Origin of the sequence: Shewanella sp. 10N.261.52.F9 (assembly GCF_041471165.1) — a bacterium.
Lineage (GTDB): Bacteria > Pseudomonadota > Gammaproteobacteria > Enterobacterales > Shewanellaceae > Shewanella > Shewanella marinintestina.
Map to the genome: position 1 here is coordinate 332,899 of NZ_JBFRNX010000001.1, position 18,643 is coordinate 351,541.

At 43.1% G+C, this 18,643-nt stretch carries 20 protein-coding genes; 12 read left to right on the forward strand and 8 right to left on the reverse strand.

What is annotated here, in order from left to right:
• Positions 1–72 precede the first annotated feature (72 nt).
• Positions 73–459: a DUF2541 family protein gene (locus AB4298_RS01390; protein ID WP_248998865.1), complete on the forward strand. Its 387-nt coding sequence runs from the start codon at positions 73–75 to the stop codon at positions 457–459.
• Positions 460–624: 165 nt separating this feature from the next.
• On the forward strand, positions 625–1,149 hold the full coding sequence (locus tag AB4298_RS01395; protein WP_371985497.1) for a hypothetical protein: 525 nt from the start codon (positions 625–627) through the stop codon (positions 1,147–1,149).
• Between the two features lie 83 nt (positions 1,150–1,232).
• On the opposite strand, the gene AB4298_RS01400 is transcribed toward AB4298_RS01395, so the two are convergent.
• Complete coding sequence (locus AB4298_RS01400; RefSeq protein WP_371985498.1) at positions 1,233–1,748, reverse strand: hypothetical protein; 516 nt, start codon at positions 1,746–1,748, stop codon at positions 1,233–1,235.
• A gap of 170 nt (positions 1,749–1,918) precedes the next feature.
• Between AB4298_RS01400 and AB4298_RS01405 the strand changes: the two genes are divergently transcribed.
• Positions 1,919–2,206, forward strand: coding sequence for a DUF6482 family protein (locus AB4298_RS01405; RefSeq protein WP_248998862.1), 288 nt, complete (start codon positions 1,919–1,921; stop codon positions 2,204–2,206).
• Positions 2,207–2,231: 25 nt separating this feature from the next.
• Here AB4298_RS01405 and AB4298_RS01410 read toward each other — a convergent pair whose 3' ends face one another.
• Positions 2,232–3,017 carry an AraC family transcriptional regulator gene (locus AB4298_RS01410; RefSeq protein WP_371985499.1) on the reverse strand — a complete coding sequence of 262 codons (786 nt, stop codon included), beginning with the start codon at positions 3,015–3,017 and terminating at the stop codon, positions 2,232–2,234.
• 102 nt (positions 3,018–3,119) lie between these two features.
• Between AB4298_RS01410 and AB4298_RS01415 the strand changes: the two genes are divergently transcribed.
• The 3 genes from AB4298_RS01415 (at position 3,120) to AB4298_RS01425 (ending at position 5,736) form a co-directional block, all read left to right on the forward strand.
• Positions 3,120–4,370: an MFS transporter gene (locus AB4298_RS01415; protein ID WP_371985500.1), complete on the forward strand. Its 1,251-nt coding sequence runs from the start codon at positions 3,120–3,122 to the stop codon at positions 4,368–4,370.
• An 83-nt stretch (positions 4,371–4,453) separates the two neighbouring features.
• On the forward strand, positions 4,454–5,080 hold the full coding sequence (locus AB4298_RS01420; protein WP_248998859.1) for a Crp/Fnr family transcriptional regulator: 627 nt from the start codon (positions 4,454–4,456) through the stop codon (positions 5,078–5,080).
• Between the two features lie 128 nt (positions 5,081–5,208).
• On the forward strand, positions 5,209–5,736 hold the full coding sequence (locus tag AB4298_RS01425; protein ID WP_371985501.1) for a YgjV family protein: 528 nt from the start codon (positions 5,209–5,211) through the stop codon (positions 5,734–5,736).
• 43 nt (positions 5,737–5,779) lie between these two features.
• On the opposite strand, the gene AB4298_RS01430 is transcribed toward AB4298_RS01425, so the two are convergent.
• Positions 5,780–7,843 (reverse strand): TonB-dependent receptor, encoded by a 2,064-nt coding sequence (locus AB4298_RS01430; protein WP_248998857.1) that lies wholly within the window; start codon positions 7,841–7,843, stop codon positions 5,780–5,782.
• A 141-nt stretch (positions 7,844–7,984) separates the two neighbouring features.
• On the opposite strand from AB4298_RS01430, the gene AB4298_RS01435 reads away from it, so the two are divergent.
• Genes AB4298_RS01435 through AB4298_RS01445 form a run of 3 tightly spaced genes read left to right on the forward strand, consistent with a single transcriptional unit; the run spans position 7,985 to position 10,151 of the window.
• Positions 7,985–8,251: a hypothetical protein gene (locus AB4298_RS01435; RefSeq protein ID WP_220780271.1), complete on the forward strand. Its 267-nt coding sequence runs from the start codon at positions 7,985–7,987 to the stop codon at positions 8,249–8,251.
• Complete coding sequence (locus AB4298_RS01440; protein ID WP_248998856.1) at positions 8,251–8,547, forward strand: hypothetical protein; 297 nt, start codon at positions 8,251–8,253, stop codon at positions 8,545–8,547. The genes AB4298_RS01435 and AB4298_RS01440 overlap by 1 nt, the downstream gene beginning before the upstream one ends.
• Entirely contained in the window at positions 8,544–10,151 is a 1,608-nt protein-coding gene (locus AB4298_RS01445; RefSeq protein ID WP_371985502.1) for a PepSY-associated TM helix domain-containing protein, read from the forward strand. The genes AB4298_RS01440 and AB4298_RS01445 overlap by 4 nt, the downstream gene beginning before the upstream one ends.
• A 21-nt stretch (positions 10,152–10,172) precedes the next feature.
• Here AB4298_RS01445 and AB4298_RS01450 read toward each other — a convergent pair whose 3' ends face one another.
• Both AB4298_RS01450 and AB4298_RS01455 read right to left on the reverse strand, forming a co-directional pair.
• Positions 10,173–11,240 (reverse strand): DUF2955 domain-containing protein, encoded by a 1,068-nt coding sequence (locus AB4298_RS01450; protein WP_371985503.1) that lies wholly within the window; start codon positions 11,238–11,240, stop codon positions 10,173–10,175.
• A 47-nt stretch (positions 11,241–11,287) separates the two neighbouring features.
• On the reverse strand, positions 11,288–12,355 hold the full coding sequence (locus AB4298_RS01455; RefSeq protein ID WP_371985504.1) for an HlyD family secretion protein: 1,068 nt from the start codon (positions 12,353–12,355) through the stop codon (positions 11,288–11,290).
• 100 nt (positions 12,356–12,455) lie between these two features.
• Between AB4298_RS01455 and AB4298_RS01460 the strand changes: the two genes are divergently transcribed.
• On the forward strand, positions 12,456–13,331 hold the full coding sequence (locus AB4298_RS01460; RefSeq protein WP_371985505.1) for a LysR family transcriptional regulator: 876 nt from the start codon (positions 12,456–12,458) through the stop codon (positions 13,329–13,331).
• A gap of 30 nt (positions 13,332–13,361) precedes the next feature.
• On the opposite strand, the gene AB4298_RS01465 is transcribed toward AB4298_RS01460, so the two are convergent.
• The 3 genes from AB4298_RS01465 to AB4298_RS01475 all read right to left on the reverse strand — a co-directional run bounded on the left by AB4298_RS01465 (position 13,362) and on the right by AB4298_RS01475 (position 16,611).
• Entirely contained in the window at positions 13,362–13,823 is a 462-nt protein-coding gene (locus AB4298_RS01465) for a GNAT family N-acetyltransferase (RefSeq protein WP_371985506.1), read from the reverse strand.
• Positions 13,824–13,935: 112 nt separating this feature from the next.
• Positions 13,936–15,318 carry a Na+/H+ antiporter NhaC family protein gene (locus AB4298_RS01470; protein ID WP_248998851.1) on the reverse strand — a complete coding sequence of 461 codons (1,383 nt, stop codon included), beginning with the start codon at positions 15,316–15,318 and terminating at the stop codon, positions 13,936–13,938.
• A gap of 363 nt (positions 15,319–15,681) precedes the next feature.
• Positions 15,682–16,611, reverse strand: a complete 930-nt coding sequence (locus AB4298_RS01475) for a hypothetical protein (protein ID WP_371985507.1) — start codon at positions 16,609–16,611, stop codon at positions 15,682–15,684.
• 263 nt (positions 16,612–16,874) lie between these two features.
• Here AB4298_RS01475 and AB4298_RS01480 point away from each other — a divergent pair, with 263 nt between their 5' ends.
• Both AB4298_RS01480 and arfA read left to right on the forward strand, forming a co-directional pair.
• On the forward strand, positions 16,875–17,969 hold the full coding sequence (locus AB4298_RS01480; protein WP_371985508.1) for a permease: 1,095 nt from the start codon (positions 16,875–16,877) through the stop codon (positions 17,967–17,969).
• A 439-nt stretch (positions 17,970–18,408) separates the two neighbouring features.
• On the forward strand, positions 18,409–18,618 hold the full coding sequence (gene arfA / locus AB4298_RS01485) for a ribosome alternative rescue factor ArfA (protein ID WP_248998848.1): 210 nt from the start codon (positions 18,409–18,411) through the stop codon (positions 18,616–18,618).
• Positions 18,619–18,643 lie beyond the last annotated feature (25 nt).

Genomic DNA, 18,643 nt, shown 5'->3' on the forward strand with positions numbered 1-18,643 from the left:
ACTCAAGATTTAATAGCTAAAAAGCAAACAAACAACTAATTTAGCCGCCCTTTTACATCACTCAATTAAGATATGAAAATCCAATCTCTAATTGCTAGCCTAGTTGTGGCTGCAAGTCTGTTAGTTACTAGTTCAAGCGTTATTGCTGGTGAACAAATCACCCTTGGCCGTACAATTTTATTAAGCGGCGGTGATCATGGCGCTAAGATCCCACTTTTAGTTTGCCGTAAAACAGATGCAATTCGTGTAAAAGCCGAACGTGATCTGCATCTAGAAAGAGTCAAGGTGACTTTTAACAATGGTCAAACTAAAACCATTAATTTCTATCGTGATTTGAAAGAAGATAAGCACACTGACTGGCGCAGTTTTGGCTACCGTCGCTGCGTTAAAAAGCTTGAAGTATTTGGTAACTCTGACGGTTCAAAAGCTGGCCTAAAAGTATTTGGTCGTAAAAAATAATCGCGTAAAACCAGACGATTGTACTATTGACCACAAAGTTAGCGGTTGCTAATTTAGCCTGCAAACTTAAGTGACTGTAACTATTTCAAACATTAACCTCAGTTTTGTTTGGCTATATTTATAGTCACTTAAAAGGATTTTCGCTTTGACTTAATGGATTAAAATATGAAAAAAGTTGTTCTTTGCGCTTTGGCGCTTAGTCTGTGCGCCTGTAAAAGTAATGACATTAGAAATATTACTAACTCTGTTGCTGATATCGCTAGCATCGGCTCATCGACGACAAACTCATCTAGCAACTCTCCAAATCCTGGTTATAGCCATAACCAACCGCAATATTCGAATAAGTCAGAAGATATCTACGCTCCTCTAACGGGAAAAACCAGCAGAGATTATGGCGTGATCCGCTCTATTGAGCTGGAGAAAAATCCGAAGGGTATGACCATGGTGCGCTTTCTTGCATTTCACCAAGATAGCGGCGCAGCATTAAAAGCTGATCAGTACTTATATACCGTTGATGAAAATGGCTGGATGGCCGACAAGCACACTCCCGCATACAACACTCGCACCACAATGATTAATAGCGGCCAGTATTATATGAAAGCTAAGGCTAAAGATGGCAAGTTCTACACGACAGGGATGTTAAAGTTAACACCGGGCATGACTAACGTAGTTACCATCGACCTTGAATAAGCAAAGTCGCTAAACAAAAATGACCACTCATCGGTGGTCATTTTATTATTCAATCGTCACTGTCACTTGATAAAACAAAGCTGTCACTGACACTCGCTTAATAGCTGCTGGAAATGTGCGCCTAGATCTTGGCTAGCAAATTCTTCGCTAGCCGTGGCCATTTTTTGCAAGTGTTCAAGGCCTTTTTCAATGCCTTGATCGGCAATAATCTGCTTGGCGTACGCAGCGGCATCTGCGCCTTTTTGCATTAAGCTCGACATATTCTCTAAGCTAAAATCTTGCTCCATAAGCCCTTCAAGCTCACTCATTAGCTCAGCGACCTTTGCCGACTCAACTAAAGCGCCTTCTACGTTTACTAGCTCACCTAGCGGATCCATCTCAAGTTTTCCCGCTACACAAGCTGCAACGCTGCCAGCATCTGCACCTTTAGCTACGGCTTCAATGCCTTGGCTACGGATCTGTTCAATAACCTGCTGCAGCTGCTCATCTTTTGCTAACCAAGCTTGCTCTAATTGCTGCTTTTCATCGCCACCAAGATAACCACAACCACTTAAGCCAATCGCTAAAGCTACTGGAACCATAACCGTCTTAAACTGCATTTATATTCTCCAACAAATCAATGGCTAACCTGCCATGATGCTGAGTATACCTAGTTCTTCAAACACTGACTTTTAAACTTTATTAATCTTCACTAGAAAAACAATCTGCTGAATTGTTGAACCATTTAATAATCAGAGGCGTAGTGCACAAAAACGACAAGGAGCAAAGTATGAATAGTCCTCAGGTTACGCAATCTTTAGCATCTTTAAACGCCCAACCTAAAATCATTGGTGTAGCAGATGCCACTCACTATTTAGTTGGTAGTGTAGATGGCAATAACAACTTTATCGAACTCAATGAAGAGTCGAGTATTCAGTGTGTATCGTCACTCGCTCAAGCTAAGCAGTTACTTAGAAGTCATCAGTATCAAACCGCAGAACTTGAATATCAAACGGCCTACGATGAAATGTGCGGTCTGCCTCACTGCGGCAGCTATAAAGAAACCATCAAGCTGTAAAACCTGATAACTCATTGGGCTAAAGTTATGGCTCTTTAATCTTCATATATTGTTTTGGTGATTTACCTAAGGTCTTCTTAAAAAACGTAATGAAAGCGCTTACAGACTCATAACCTAGCTCATCGGCAATGCGCTGCACCGAATCGCCAGTGGAAAGCTTTTGCAGCGCAAGGACGATATGCAGCTGTCCTCGCCAACGGCCAAATGTCAGGCCAATTTCTTTCTTAACCAATCGAGATAGAGTCCGCTCACTCATGGCAAACTCACTTGCCCATTGCCCTCCTGTCCGCCTATCTTCTGGCGCTGATAATAAGCGATTCGCAATCGCTTTTAATCTAGGTTCTGCAGGAAGAGGAAAATCGAAATGCTCGGTTGGCATAGAGCGTAATTGCTCAATCAACACATCAACCAACTTATCGGTCGCACTGTGTTTGAGGTAGTTTTGCTCAACCTCAGTTAAATGGGCAATCAACTCTCTCAGCAGTGGTGTGACAGATAAGGTGCAACTCGATGCGGGCATCCCCTCAATAGCTGGATCGACAAACAACATGCACACATTGGCGTTTTTAGAAACTTGATTACTGTGAGGAACCTGACTTGGGATCCACACGGCACAATTAGGCGGTACTATCCAGATTGCATCTGCAATTTTACACTTTACATAACCATTGAGGGCAAGCACCAACTGACACTTATGATGTTGATGAACTGGTGTTTCTGCATATTCTTGTTCAGCAACAAAGCGAGTAGCAACCACAGCTTGCGGATAATCATCGGAGTCAAAATTGATTGATGATGGGGTATCTAGCATGAAAACTTGACCGTTTTTAGCAATATAGAGTCACTATAGCTCAATACAGTAAGCAGTTAGAAGCGTAAGCTAGCGCACTTTATTATAATCATGAGACCTAATATGACTTCAGCGCATCCTGCTCGCTTTGCTAGCACTGGTTTTTTACTATTCGGCATATTGCTCATCGCTATCAGCTTACGTAGCCCTATTACCGGTGTTGGACCACTACTTGATGCCATAAGAGCTGAACTACACCTCTCGGCAACACAGGCCGGCATGTTAACCACTTTACCACTATTAGCTTTTGCTTTTTTCTCACCTGTGGCGTCAAAGTTAGGCGGCAAATTAGGCCTCGAGCAAGCATTAATGCTGTCATTACTATTTGTCGCAAGTGGACTGTGCGTGCGTTCATTTGGTTCTTCTAGCGCATTGTTTCTTGGTACCGTTATTATTGGTGCCGGTATTGCCTTTGCTAATGTGCTGTTACCTAGCCTAATTAAGCGCGACTTCCCAACCCAAATTACCACCATCACCTCAATATATGTGTTAATGATGGGGGCTGGTTCTGCTATCAGCGCCAGCTTAGCTATTCCACTAACAGGATTTGCTGAACGCTTGTCGATTAATGTGATCCCTAGTTGGGCCCTTGCACTGGCGAGCCTAGTCATATTTCCTATTATTGCGATGCTTGTATGGCTACCACAGTTAAAACGTCATACATCACCAAGCAAAGACACTCAGAAACTGGAAAGCCATAGTTACCTTTGGCGAAACAGCAGCGCATGGCAAATAACCCTCTTTTTAGCTCTGAATTCGTTCCTGATGTATATCTTTATTAGCTGGCTGCCAACGATTTTGGTCGACAAAGGCTATAGTCATCATCAGGCAGGCGTTATCCATGGTGTATTACAGCTATTTACTGCCGTTCCCGCTTTAGTGCTTATTCCGTTTATGGGAAGAATTAAAGATAAGCGCTTGCTTACTTTAGCTCTAACTCTTATGGCGTGTGTCGGCATCATCGGGCTGTTGCTGATACCATCTCAGGCAATGATCTGGGGAATGTTGTTTGGCTTTGGGGCTGGCGGCGGTTTTATTGTTGCACTTGCTTTAATTAGTCTACGTACGTCAAGCGCCTATCAGGCTGCAACATTGTCAGGCATGGCGCAGTTCATAGGCTATCTGGTTGCAGCGACTGGCCCAATGATAATGGGTGAGATTCATGAGCAAACGACTAGCTGGCAATTACCTTTAATGATTTGTGCTCTATGCAGTTTATTTTGGGGTGGTTTTGCCTGGCTCGCGGCAAAAGATGAAATTATTGCGGTAACAAAGCCAACGCTTATCTGCCAGCCACAACTCGATAATAATTAACTAATTTCTGTTTCTCCCTTTTAAGCTAGCCTGATAAATGCGACCCTTAATGGGGAGGAATACGGTATAGCGAAGGTGTAATAATGTCTCCGAGTGACAGCAATATAAGTACGGCCCCTCTTGGCGAAACAGAAGCTCAAGAAGTGTGTCACCTCTCAGCGCTAAGCCTGTTTTTAACAGCACAGGGACTCAATCAAGATGCAATTGACGATGCCTTAAGCCAAGCTAAACTTAAAAGTGTATCAGAGGGGCAGGTATTACTGCATCAAGGTGCAACTCAGTCTGATGCCTTTTTTATTGTGTCGGGAATTATCAAAGCTTGTCATTACAATGACAAAGGCAACGATTTATCAAAAGAGTTTTATTTTGACAATGAACTATGCTTTTTATACGACTGTTGGCTGACACAATCTTTACCCCAATATCAACTCGAAGCCATTACCCCTACCCAACTCATACAACTGCCACTTAGCTTACTTGATAAACCTAACTGGCAAACAGCCAAAATAGCGCTATTAAGCCAACAACTTATCTATAAAGAACAGAAAGAAGCGCTTCTATTGCTCAATACCCCAGAGCAACGTTATCTATTTTTACAACAGCATCGCTCGATGTGGGTTGAGAAATTGAATAATATTCAGCTGGCGAGCTATATTGGGATCAATGCTGTGAGCTTATCGCGCTTAAAAGCCCGTCTAGCAAAAGGATAAGCGAGCAGTAGAGATAAAGAATAAATTACACCAAATTAACTTAGGTTAATTTCGACAAGAAACAAAGCGCTTAACCTTAACAGAATAAAGACCTACAAAGTGTAAGTCTGCTCGGCTAAGGTTTTAATATGTCTGATTTCATTCTGTCGCAATGGCTTATTGTCATCGCTATGATTGCTGATTTAGTTTCATTTCAATTTAAACGAAAAAGCAAGATTGTTAGCTGCCTTTGTTTTTCCGGCGTAATCATTAGCTGTCACTTTGCCTTACTCGAACAGTGTACAGCAGCCTTACTCATGCTGTTGGCAGCGTTCCGTTATTTCGTCACTATTTTCAGTCACTCCAAACGCTTATTAGTGTTTTTCCTATTACTCAACACGTTAGCCATGATGTTTACCTTTAGTGGCGGACTTAGCTTGCTTAGTTTTGCAGGCAGTACAGTCCAAACTATTGCGGCATTTTGCCAGCATGACCGCCAATTAAGGCAACTTATGCTCTTTGGCACTAGCATTTGGTTAATAAATAACATATTAGTCGACTCACCGGCTGCTATTGTTATGGAACTACTTTTTATCGGCAGTAACCTAATTGGCTACTATCGGCACTACAACTTTCCATTAACGAGTACAAGTTTAAAGTCGATGGTATTTAAATAAGGGGCCTTGGCTCCCTTATTTATTAGTAACAACAGATTAGTAATTAAAAACTGTACATCACTGACACACCAATATTGCGAGGGTCAACGACCGCTGCGTAACCATGATCATAGCCACGCCCCGGCGGCTCATTAACTGTCAGTGCTTTTTCGTCAAACAGGTTGTTTACAAAGGCACTTATACGCCATTGTTCTGTTTGGTAATCAATATTTAAGCGGCTTACGATGTAATCACCTGCAACTCGCTCAGGCGTATTGGCAATATCCGCAAAATACTCATCAACATAATTGCCTGATACACCAAAGGTTATTTCATCATTAAACCAATATTTTAGTCCTAAGTTAGCGGTAAAATTGGGCGCTGAATTTAGCTCATTGCCAATAATGTCACCATAGCTTGGATCGGCTTGTTTGATCTCAGACTCTAACCAACCCGCACCAGATACTAACTGCCAGTCACTGCCCAACATCGCAATAAACTCTAGCTCTAAACCATAGGTGACGGCTTTATCAATGTTAGTGATCCGGCGAAGGCTGTTTGAAGCTTGGTAACCGTCATAGTCGTTATAGAACAAGTTAGCATTTAAGCTAACGTTACTATTATCGAAACTACTACGTGAACTGAGCTCATAGGTATCAACCGACTCTTCATCGTAATAGTAGTAATCACCACCACCCGGCGTCAGCGCTAGTGCACCACCACCAGCGTTATAGCCTTGGCGACCACTTAAGGCTAACGTTGTGCTCTCACTCAAACCGTATTGCAGCACAAGCTTAGGTAAAGCAACGGTTTTGGCTTTATCTAAGAGCTCATCAACGGCGCTGCCACGAAACTGCATGGCAAAGTTTCGAGTTTGCTCGTCGCGCATCACCCGACCACCCGCGGTTAACCACCACTTGTCAGCCAATGCATAGGTCAGCTCACCATAAACCGATGATGAAGTGCTGCTGTCGTCACCACCATAACTAAAGCCGCCGACACTGCTAAAATCTTGTTCCCGCTTGTAATAAGCAAGGCCAACAAAACCATTGAAATCTCTATCGTTTAAACCAAAGCTGTACTTACCATCAACCGTGTAGCTTTTATCATTCATTGCCACTGTAGCTTCGTCTGTGGCAATGGGCTCGTAAGAGTCAAAGCCCCAATCGTAATCCATATAAGCGACCAGCAGATCTAATGCTTGGCCCTCGCTAAGCTGGTAATCAAAGTTGACTGAATGAGTACTTGATTTGGTTTTAATATAACGTTGAAAAATTGGCTCATAAGCCCAAGGGTCGTCACCTTTAAAGTAGTTACGCCCAGAGTCGCCACGTTCATCGTTATAAGCAAAACTGTATTGAATACTTAAGTCTTCAAGCCCTGCTGGTTGCCACAACAGCTTGCCGCGCCAGCGATTGGTATCTAATTCATTTTGGTCGAAGGTTTTTGGGTTGGTTGAGTAAACTTCACCTTTATTGTAGGTGTTACCCGTTACATTTTGCCCAGTGATACGAAACGCTAATTGGTCGTCCAGAATCGGGCCCGACAACATTACCGCACTGTCTACAAAGCTATCTTGGTCACGATAGCCTATGCGCGCCGCTCCCTGCCAATCAAAGGTTGGATCGGCGGTTTTAATAAATACCGTGCCACCGATGCTATTGCGACCATTAATGGTTGATTGTGGGCCGCGAAATACTTCAATTTGCTCAATATCCCAAAGACCTGTATCACCAGTAAGGTCAGCAACAAAAGGTTCTGCTACGCCATCAACTAAGGTCGAAACACGAGCTTTAGCACCACCAGTAAAAGAGTTAAAACCTGTCGCGCTACCATTACCCGTTACACCACGAACATCAGGAACCGCACCAGTGGTGACCACTATGTTGGGCACTTCTGACAACGCAGCTGAAACAGACTGATATTGACCACTATCTAAGGTCTCCTTATCAATAACCGCAACTGATGAAGTGGTATCTTTTAGGCTACGCTCAACCTTTTCACCATATACAGTAATCACTTCAATCCCTGCATCAGGCACCATATTGTCAGCATAAGCTGGCGTAAAAATAGGACTACATAAGATAGCAGTGACAACAAGATTTCTTCTAAACACCCTTAATTCCATGGGTTACCTCTAGTTACAGTTAGTATCAATTTGTTGCGGCAACAATTTACAGTAAATGATAATGACTCGCAATTGCGAACAGTTCACATTTACATTACCATTTACACAAATCTGAAATATTGATCACAAGAGAGGAAACAAATGGAAGGGTTTCAACTAGCCGCAGTTATTCTGACAATCATTGGTAGTGGGCTGATTTATGCCACTAGCAAACATCAGCGCTTGCTACGAAAACCTCAACCTAAGGTGCTAGCTTGGTTAGGCGCTTGCCTGCTGTTATTTGCACTATTAAGTTGGTGGCAACTACTGACTCCCACAGCCGCAATCTTTACCTGGCTATTTACAGCCATGACCTTGTTAATCGCTCTGCCGCTTTCCACCTTATTTGATAGCCGAGAAGAGTGCTAATGCCAAGTGTTCAGCAACACAAAATTCAGCCTCATTGGTGGCGCAAGAGCTTTATAGCCCTCTTTTTAGGCTTAAGCTTTGCTTACGGAAGCGTTGCCCTGTTTGCATGGTTCGGCCCAGGTGGTATCGATGCACCGGTCAAGGTGCAGTTCAATATGTGGATGATTAGCTTGATCTGGTTGCCAATTTTGGCTGGCGTATTTCTATTTCGCAGTGCTAAAAGCGCTTTTATAACCTTATTAGGTGCGAATGCACTGGTTTATTCAATTTTTGCTTTTTTGTGGTGGTTACAATGAAAATTCGCTCAGATGTATTGCGAACTTATCAATCGATTCATACTTGGACAGGGATCACCACTGGACTGCTATTATTCATCGCCTTTTTCGCCGGTGCACTCACCATGTTCAAGCCGCAAATTGAACAATGGGCAACCCCACCGCACACTCAGCTAAGACCAATCGCACTGCAAGATTACGATCAATTAATTAGCAAAGCCGTTAATCAATACGACAAGGCCGCCGATGGCTTTAAGGTCAATTTTACTGCAGATTTATCGCCACTCACATGGTTTGAGAAAGGCGGCGGACGCGGTTTTAGACTCGATGATAGTTTACGCCATGCAACATTAGATGATGACGGCAATATTACGACTCAACTAAGTACTACCAATGAGTTAGGCGAGCTTATCGATCAGCTACATCGCACCGCGGCGATCCCCGGCAAGCTTGGTCATGAAGACATTGGCGTGTTGATTTTAGGCCTAGCGGCGCTGCTTTACTTTATTGCTTTAGTATCTGGGGTCATTGTATTACTGCCAACATTAGTCAAAAGCTTATTTGCGTTACGACAACATAAAGGTGCCAACCGCTTTTGGTTAGATAGCCACAACCTCGTTGGTGTGGTTAGCTTGCCATTTCACCTCATCATAGCCTGGACTGTAGTGGTGTTTGCTTTTCATGACCCTTTTTATGGTGGGCTGCAGCAGGTTTATGGCGAGCAAGCTATGTTTGAGCCAAGAGCAAAGTCAGATATAGAGTATTCCGTCACTCAGTTACCTTCAATTAATGAGCATATCGAATGGGTTAATCAGCTTGCAAGTGATTACCAAATCAAGAGCATGGAATACGATAAGTTATCTAGCACCACGCCCTCGCTTGCAGTGGAAGTGGTTGCCAATGACCGAGTGATGCGTGGTGGCTATAGCGATTACATTTATCTAAACCCCTATACCTATAAAATTGAATTTAGCACTGTTCATCAAGCAAAAGACGGTCCATATGGCGATATCGTTAATAGCTTTTTTGCATTGCACTTTGGTAATTATGGCGGCGGATTTACCCGTTGGATTTACTTCAGCCTTGGTTTGCTAGGGGCATTTTTATTTTACAGCGGCAACCTACTTTGGCTTGAAAAGCGACGTCAAAAACAGCCCCAGCAAAAACGCTCAGTACGCTTTATGGCATCACTCACCATTGGCATCTGTTTAGGCTCCATGCTTGGAGTGAGTAGCGCAATGCTTGCAACTAAATGGTTGTATTTGTTCAATGAGCAGATTAACCAACACTATTTAAGCTGTTACTACCTAGTTTTCTTTGCCGCGCTTATCTATAGCTTTACACGAGGGGCTGCTGTTGCGGCAATTCACCTACTCAAACTGCTGGCACTGAGCTGCCTGTTAATCCCAATAAGCTCGCTATTAACCCTATGGGTGCCGGGACTAACTTCTTGGGCGCCAGCCGACTTTAGTGCTGGCTTAATTGAGCTTATGGCATTGTTGTTCGCTGGGCTATTTTACTTAGCAGCAACAAAAGCACAGCGCCGCAGTGCACAGGGAGAGCCCAATAGTATTTGGGCTATTGAGCCTAAAACAAGCAGCAAGCTAGTGATTAATGAGGTCTGATTTATCGTAAACCACTGCCGCTTATCGTGTTACCGAGCAAGCGGCTAATGGCTTATGCCTGATCACCCGTACCAAAAAGTGATGCACTAGCCAGATCATCAAAGAGGTAACAATAACTGCCACTACAATAGAACTAAAGCGATAACAGATAGAGAAAAAGGCATCTTGTTGTTCAGGCACAAAACTGCTGGTTAACGGCACAGTGAGTGCTGACATTGCCGAAAAGCCAATTCCCGCTTTTATGCCACCCATCGCCAGCCAACGACAAAAAATAGCCGCAACAATAGCAAAGCCCAACAAAAACAAAATCATATTATTAGCCAAACTGTACAAGGTTAGCTGTAATATCATCCCAGCTAAACAGCCTAGAAAGGTGCCTAGTATTCTAATTTTGGCCACCGCCATAGAGCCGATAAACGTCATTGGCGCTAACACTATCAATATTGACGCTTGCGCTGATAGCGAGTCATTTAGATCGGCTACCTGAAACAAAATAAATGCCGCCATGGCAACTATCCAACCAAGCGCCGCTTGCCTGACCATGCCTAAATGATCTTTACGTTGATTGTCATTATGGGTTTTCGCTTGATTTTGGTTTGCTAAATGCGACAAAGGCTGAGTGTTGCAAGGTTCTGGAAACAGGTAAAATGCCAGTGCGACAACGGGCCCAGTTAACAACGCCGATGCCACCAGCCCCATCACAAAGTCTTCTAAATCAAAGCCCTGATAACTGCCATAGTTGAGCAGGATTGAGCCCATCAGTAACCCAACATAACCAAACAGATAGCTGCTTTTATGGGTCATAGCGATGCACTTACACAGCAGCATAATTGCTACCACTAGCGTCATTAACAAGGGGTACGGCTGAAAGAATCCTATGATGAAGGTCACTTGGATACAAACCCAAATAACAGCAATTACTAACTGCACTATTAAGCCGCTATTCCACCTATCAATTTGAGTTAACACAAACATAGGTAGCAATGCGGCAAACATGCCATTTGACCAACCAAACACTAAAGTGACAGCGAGTCCAAGCACAGTACCAAACCAGATCCGTTGAGTCTTTAATAAGGTTTCTTGCTGCACAACAATCTCCTTCTTCAACTAAAAAGTCATTGGATTAAGCAATGGATTTAATAGATATAGTGCAGCAGGCTAACAAGGTGAATTTGGGCTTTAGCAAGCAAGCCCCATAGCCAGCTTTCACTTGGGTACAGCACTACCGTTGCGCGCGAACCGACAAATAGTGGCTTAGGTAACGCATGCTCGCTAGCAAGATTAATTCTGACTCGCTGAGCATCACGTACCCAACGATTATTGACCTCTACCTGAGTCAATTGTCCATTTGGGCTTTGCTGCGCCGCCGCTACGCCAAAGTCTCGACTTTGCACATTAAAAGCAAATACCTCCCCCGGAAAAGCATCAAATGCCACTAACCCTTTTGACTGTTGGTTGATCTTAGCCACAGCTTTTTCTCGAAAGTCAGCCGCTACCCACAACGAATCGGTAGGAATGAAAGTCAGTAGAGGCATGTTTGCGTTGGCAGTACTGCCGACTTCAAGCTGCAGGTTAGTCACCACCCCATCACTTGGCGCAAACACTTGTGTATGAGCAAGATCCAGCTTGGCCTGCTTGAGTGCATTTTGCGCCGCACGAACGCCGCTACTCTGTCCCGGTGCACGACCAAGCTGTACCTTAAGTGCCAGTAATTCTTGCTTCGCCGCATCGTGGCTTGAACGTGAGGCATTATTATTGGCTAAGGCGTTATCTAACATAGAAACAGACACCAGCTGCTGCTTAGCTAACTGACTAATACGTAAGTACTCGCTATTAGCATTATCAAACGCCGCTTTACTAATTGCCACATTGGCTTTGGCTGCAGCGACTTTTGCGTACATGGCCTGCTCTTGCTCAAAAGCTTGTTCCAGTGTGAGCTGTGCTTTCTCGACAGCTAGCTGGTATTTTTGTTTATCGATGCTAAAGAGCTTATCGCCCTTACTGACCTGTTGATTATTCTCAACCTGCACGGCAACAACCGTACCTGTGACCTCGGAAGCTAATTGAATTACATAGCCCTGCACTCTGCTTTCAGTGGTTAACGGCGCATAACGATCTGCAATTACGATATAGCCGACCAAAATAACAAAAAGAATAATGAGGCTTTGCATCCAACGACGAAAAGCATGTTCTGCGGTTTGCATGAATCAATCCAAGGTCAATCTGAGGGCTGCGTAGTATAGATATTACTAATTAGATTAAATAGAATGATAAATAGGCCACTTACAACCTACAGGTAGGACAATGAATATTAGTATGGATGACTTACAGCTATTTGTACTGACTGTGCAGCATGGCGGGATCAGCGCAGCAGCTAAACAGCAATCCCTACAACGTTCAAAAGTCAGCAGACGCTTACAAGAGCTAGAAAAGTCATTAGGTTGCCAGCTACTAATTCGCACCACTCGTAAGATAGAGCTCACTGAAAATGGCCGTTTGCTATATCAGCAAATCAACCAGCCTTTAACGGGTGTCGCCCAAGCTGCCAAGTTACTCAGTAATCAACAAAAGTCAGTACAAGGCGTGTTAAGAGTGGCGGTACCTGCCGCACTTATTACCTCAAATATGTTCGCTCTCTTATTAGAAAAGTACCTTGAGCAATTTACAGACGTACAGCTAGAGGTTCTGCATTGCCAAGAGAGCATTGATCTTAAGAGACAAAATGTCGATATTCAGATCTTACCCGATGGGGTAAAAGTGCAGAACGAGGACTATGTGCAACAAACACTGCTGCGTTTTCCCAGCAGTTTAGTTGCCTCACAGCAATACCTGCAAAGTCATCCAAGTATCACAGAGCTTAGCGATCTCGCCAATCACTCACTTATGGTTAGTCGTTATAACCAATCATCTTTGCCCGACAACTTAACACTTAGGTTGTGCTCCGATGATCTTCGTCTTATTCAACATATGGCGAGTACCAGTAACGGCATTGCAATATTGCCGACAATTTTAGTCAGAGACGCACTGCAGTCAGGAGAATTAAAGCTGGTTTTAGCTGAAGAAAAGCTCCCAGAAGTCAAGCTCACCTTGATTTATCCATATAAGGAGTTTTTACCAGAAAAAACGCGAGCCTTGATCCAGCTACTTAGAGAAGCATTCGTTGAAACTGTAGCCAGCTAATGTCTTTCAGCTGAAAAAGTTGCACGATTATCACAACGCTTTAGACATAGGTACGCATGCCAGCTCAAACCCGAGTGGATGCTGCCAACTTGTTGGTGCTTCGGCTAGGTAACCTAAGCTTTGATAAAAACATAAGGCATTAAGTGATGACGACAAAGATAAAGACTTAAGCCCTGCTGCAATGGCTTGCAACTCTAGCTCCCTAGCAATCGCTTTGCCTACGCCGCAACCATGACTTTCGGGCGCAACAAACAATGCCTCTAGACAGCCAATCTCCACGTCGATAAAACCAAAGCCTAATAGTTTTCCATCTTGCACGAACACCAGCGCTTTAAGCTTGAGCAGTATCATATCGAAGCCTTGCGGCATAGGCGAGTGAGCCCACTTGCTGGCGATTTCTGCGGTGTAATCCGTTACACATGAGGTTAAGATTGCCTGCGTTCTAACCTGCCATATCGCCAGTGTATCTTTTGCTGTCGCTAGTCTAATCATTGTACGTCTCCCTGTTTTAAAATAAAGCTACAGAAACGGCACATTTTTAGCAATAAAAAGGGCGACACTTTGACGTGTCGCCCTCTCTGCATGGCTAGGTGCTTTACATGACCTATGCCATTAGCAAGAAGCCGACAAATGTCATACCTGCCGCAAGCAATGCGTATGGTAATTGAGTCACCGCATGGCTAACTAAGTTACAGCCAGAGCCTTGAGCGGCCAGTACCGTAGAGTCGGAGTAGAAACATGCCTGACTACCGAATGATGATGCAGACAATAACGCGCCAATCACCAATGGAATATTGGCGTCAACAGATTGCGCCAATGGCATAACAATCGGAATTGATACTGCAAAAATACCCCAGCTTGAACCTGTTGCGAATGCCAAAATCGACATACTCAAGAACACCACTGCAGGTAATAATTGCGGCGTCATAAACGGACTTAAGCTCTCAATCACGTACTGCGGCAGCATTAATTTATCGCATACATCTTTAAAGATGAACGCGGCAATCACAGTGCCGATTGCAGGTAGCATGTTCTTAAAGCCATCAATCATCTGCTCCATCATCTCTGACAATGGCATCAGTTTTTGCAAACCGTAATAAGGCAAAGTTACCGCTAATGTGGCGATCAACCCTTTTAGTACATCGATGTCGAAGTAAACAGTAAAACCAACTAACAACAAAATAGGCACGAAGAAGTTGTGTAATTTGCCGCCGTCATCGGCATGCTTAAACTCATCTTCAATGGCTTTTAGCGCGTACTCATCTGAAGTTTGTACTTCATCTAAATCCACTTGCTTAATTGCAGGTTCACCTTGAGCGGCAGCCAATTGCGCTTTTTTCATAGGGCCAAATGCAGGCACTATACCTAGAATCACCAGTAATACCATGGCAACAGCAAGCCATGCGTAAAGCATATATGGAATAGCCTGCATATAAACAGCAATACCTTGGCCTTCGGCTGCAATGCCGTTATCAACTAGCAAACCACCAAAAAATACCGCCCATGTCGATAAAGGAACTAGCACACAAACTGGCGCCGCCGTTGAGTCCACCACATAAGCTAACATCTCACGTGAGACCTTAAACTTATCAGTTACTCGCTTCATGGTTGAACCAACCGTTAACGCATTGAGGTAGTCATCAATAAAGATAATGGCGCCTAAAATAAAGGTCATAAACAGCGATGATTTTTGCCCATTGGCAAATTTTAGCGCATAACGACCAAACGCCATTGAACCGCCTGTACGCACAAGCAGAGCAATCAAGGCACCAAAGCCACCACAAACTAGAATCAACCAACCGATGGTTTCATCAGCCATCACTGACAAAGAGGTATCTGCGAAATTAGTTAGCAAATTCTTCGGGTCATACATGACCAAGCCAACTAATGCTCCGATAATCAAAGAGAGAATTGGGCGGCGTAGCACAATTGCTAACACCAATACCACCACTGGTGGTATAAGACTTAAGGCTGTCGGTTCTGACATGCGCTAATGTCCTTATAATAAAGTGCCAAAATGGCAATTAATCACCAAACTTACACAATTATTTGCGAAGTTTAATTGCTGCTCTACCGTTGAGATACCTGCCGATACCTTGAATTTTACGGGCAATATTTAGCGCCCTAGTAAAAACATCGCGCAGAAAATAATCCCCATTTGCCCCTGAGTCAATAATAAATATCCCCAATGAGTGAATTTTTATAGCCCTTGGATGAAATAAAAGCCCAAACACATGAAAACATTAACTTAAATATCATTAAACTCAACATCAAATTGTAGAAGGTTTTGACTAAAAAGCATCAAAATCTCAGCAGGAATTAATCAGCTTGGTTGATTTATGATTAACCGCTACTCGCTATCTTCCGACTTAGAAATAAAAATACGATTCAAGTCTTTACCCCACAACTGAATAATTTTGCGGTTTTTGGCTTTATTCCAAAAGCACTTTCCTAGCAGAATTATCCCAGCGCCTTCAAAATCACGCCTATCATCAAGGCCGAAACGTTGTTGTAAATCAGCTTTTATGCCTTCTATCGGAATACCTACATCTTGGCTATCTGCCGGATTGAGCCAGAGCCCTTCTTTATCGGTATGAGAAATGGTGCCCCAGTACATCCGCGGAGAACCATTATCTGTGGGTGTTGCGTCGGCAAAATTGACGAATAGATTTTTAGCGCGCCAACGATATTTTTCATCGGTATATACCCAAAGTTCTGAACTGGCGAGATCACTGCCGCGCATTAAACTATTAAGTATTTTTTCAAGCCCTTCTTTAGCAATACGCTTTTCTGAACTAGCTTGGGTTTGCTCTTCAACCTGCAACGCCGATGCTGGTTTTAAAGCCTCTTGTTGCTCAGGCTTTAAAGCCTTAGCCTCAACGTGCTTATTTGCAGCTGGCTTATTATCAGTAACCTTAGCAACAGCCGTTTTTTTAGACTTATCCGCTTGAGTATTCTCAATACTTGGCCTATGGCTAAAATCAATAATCATCGCGTCACTATCAACTAATAGCTGATTTACCTCGATTGCATGCTGCTCTTCACGCACTTTTGCGGCTGAAGGCTTAAACTCACGACAATCAGATTGATGGTAGCGAGAGCCAAAACAGGCAGCTTTACCGTCTTTTGAGGCTTTACGATAATAGGCTTTTCCTGCACAAACTGGGCACACCAATGCTTGACGATATTTTTCAATATCGAGCTCATCGAGTTTTTGGAATTTAAAAACTGAATACGTAATAGGGTTCGACTCATCGAACAAGCATATTGCGTCAAGCATGGTAACTCTCTCAATTTCATGTTTTTTTAATCATAGAGAAGATCAAAGATAACAACAAGATTGAGCATCGACTTGCTCATTTACTTATCAAGCCCTTAAACAGCCGAACCACACTTGCCAACTCAACAAAACAACATCTTCAAATTATTTCCATATTATTCGAAATAATAGTTGACAGTTTTTTTAATCGGACTATTATCTACCCAACTTCATTATTTCGGTAATTCCGGTAATAACAAAAAGAAAATTTAGAGGTAACTATTATGACTCCTGAAATCATGGCTATGGCCAAAGATACTGCCGGAATGTTTTTATTTCTGGCGGCTGAATTAACCCTTCTATTTCTAGCGATTAGCTATATTGTAGGCATACTGCAAGAGTATATTCCGCCAGAAAAGATTCAGTCGATACTGAGTTCAAAAAAGGGCAAAGGCTATATCATTGCAGCATTACTGGGCTCCATTACGCCATTTTGTTCTTGCTCGACCATTCCCTTCTTAAAAGGTCTATTAAGAGCAAAAGCAGGTTTTGGTCCTATGATGGTGTTCTTGTTCTCAAGCCCACTATTAAACCCAATTATTATCGGTCTATTTATCGTGACCTTTGGCTTTAAAGTCGCGCTATTTTACTTTGTTGTCGCTATGGCTGTATCTGTAACTGCGGGTTACGTGCTTGAAAAACTTGGTTTTGAGCGTTATGTAAAACCTGAAGCTTATGAAGCTGCAGAACCGTCAAGCTGCAACACAAGCTGCGGTGATACACCAAAAGTAGAAACTAAAGCTGAAACCAGTTGTTGTGCTGCACCTAAACAAGACACCAAGCTAGAAGCTGCACCTGTAGCTGCTGCCACAAGTTGTTGTGCCGCACCTACCGCAGCGACAAGCTGCAACGTACCAAAAGTTGAAGCCACTACAAGTTGCTGTGATTCAAGCCCTGTAGTGAAAGAGGATAGCCGCTGGATGCGGGTATGGAGCTCAACCTGGAAAGACTTTAAACAAGTACTGCCTTACTTAATGATTGGTATTTTACTTGGCTCATTCATCTACGGATTTATTCCTACAGATTTGATTGCGAAGTACGCTGGTGAAGGCACTTGGTATGCCATTCCAATTGCTGCTGTGATTGGTATCCCACTCTACATTCGTGCAGAGGCTGTGATCCCTTTAAGTTCAGCATTAGTGGCTAAAGGTATGGCGTTAGGCTCAGTAATGGCATTGATTATTGGTAGTGCGGGTGCAAGTTTAACTGAAGTTATTTTGCTAAAATCTATCTTTAAGAATCAAATGATAGCGGCATTTTTAGCAGTTATTTTAGGTATGGCAATCGCTGCTGGTTACCTATATACGCTAATATTTTAATCTCATCAAAGCATCAACTACAGCAAGAAAACGCTGAAAAATGATGCAACAAATTGCTAGTCGCCCGATAAAAACGGCGTATAATCGCACTACCTTAATAACGTGATAAGCAACGATTATTAATACCAATCAGTATAAACATTTAGTCACTCAGCGAGAGTTTAGCGGTTTTGAGGCAAGGCAACGAGCGAAGAGCATAGTTGTTCTACGTTCAAGTTCGTTAACACAGCATTAGAATCGCTAAAACTCGCCAGTCTGGAACGTTTTTGGCTGCCTACTTCTGCGTTGAATACCTTTATAAGGGAATAACCATTATTGCAGCTATTCGCCTTGAATTAGTTTGCCAAAAATCGTTCTGAGTTGAGCAAATTCTTATACTGATTGGTATAAGGTGGTGCTTTTTTATTTTAATTGAAGCAATTTACACAAGGAGATATTGATGGCTAAACATCAAACTAATACGGCGATTGAGCATGAAAGTGGTCGCGGCGTAATAAAAGATAACGCTTTAAAGGCTATTGTTACCAGTTCACTATTTAGAACCCGAACTGAAAAGCCAAAAAAAGGCAAAGGGTCTTACAACCGCAAACAACAAAAGGGGCAAAAGCTGAAGGGCTTTGCCCCTTTTGACTATCTGGCATTTAACTAATACATCTGCTTTCAACGCCTCGTTA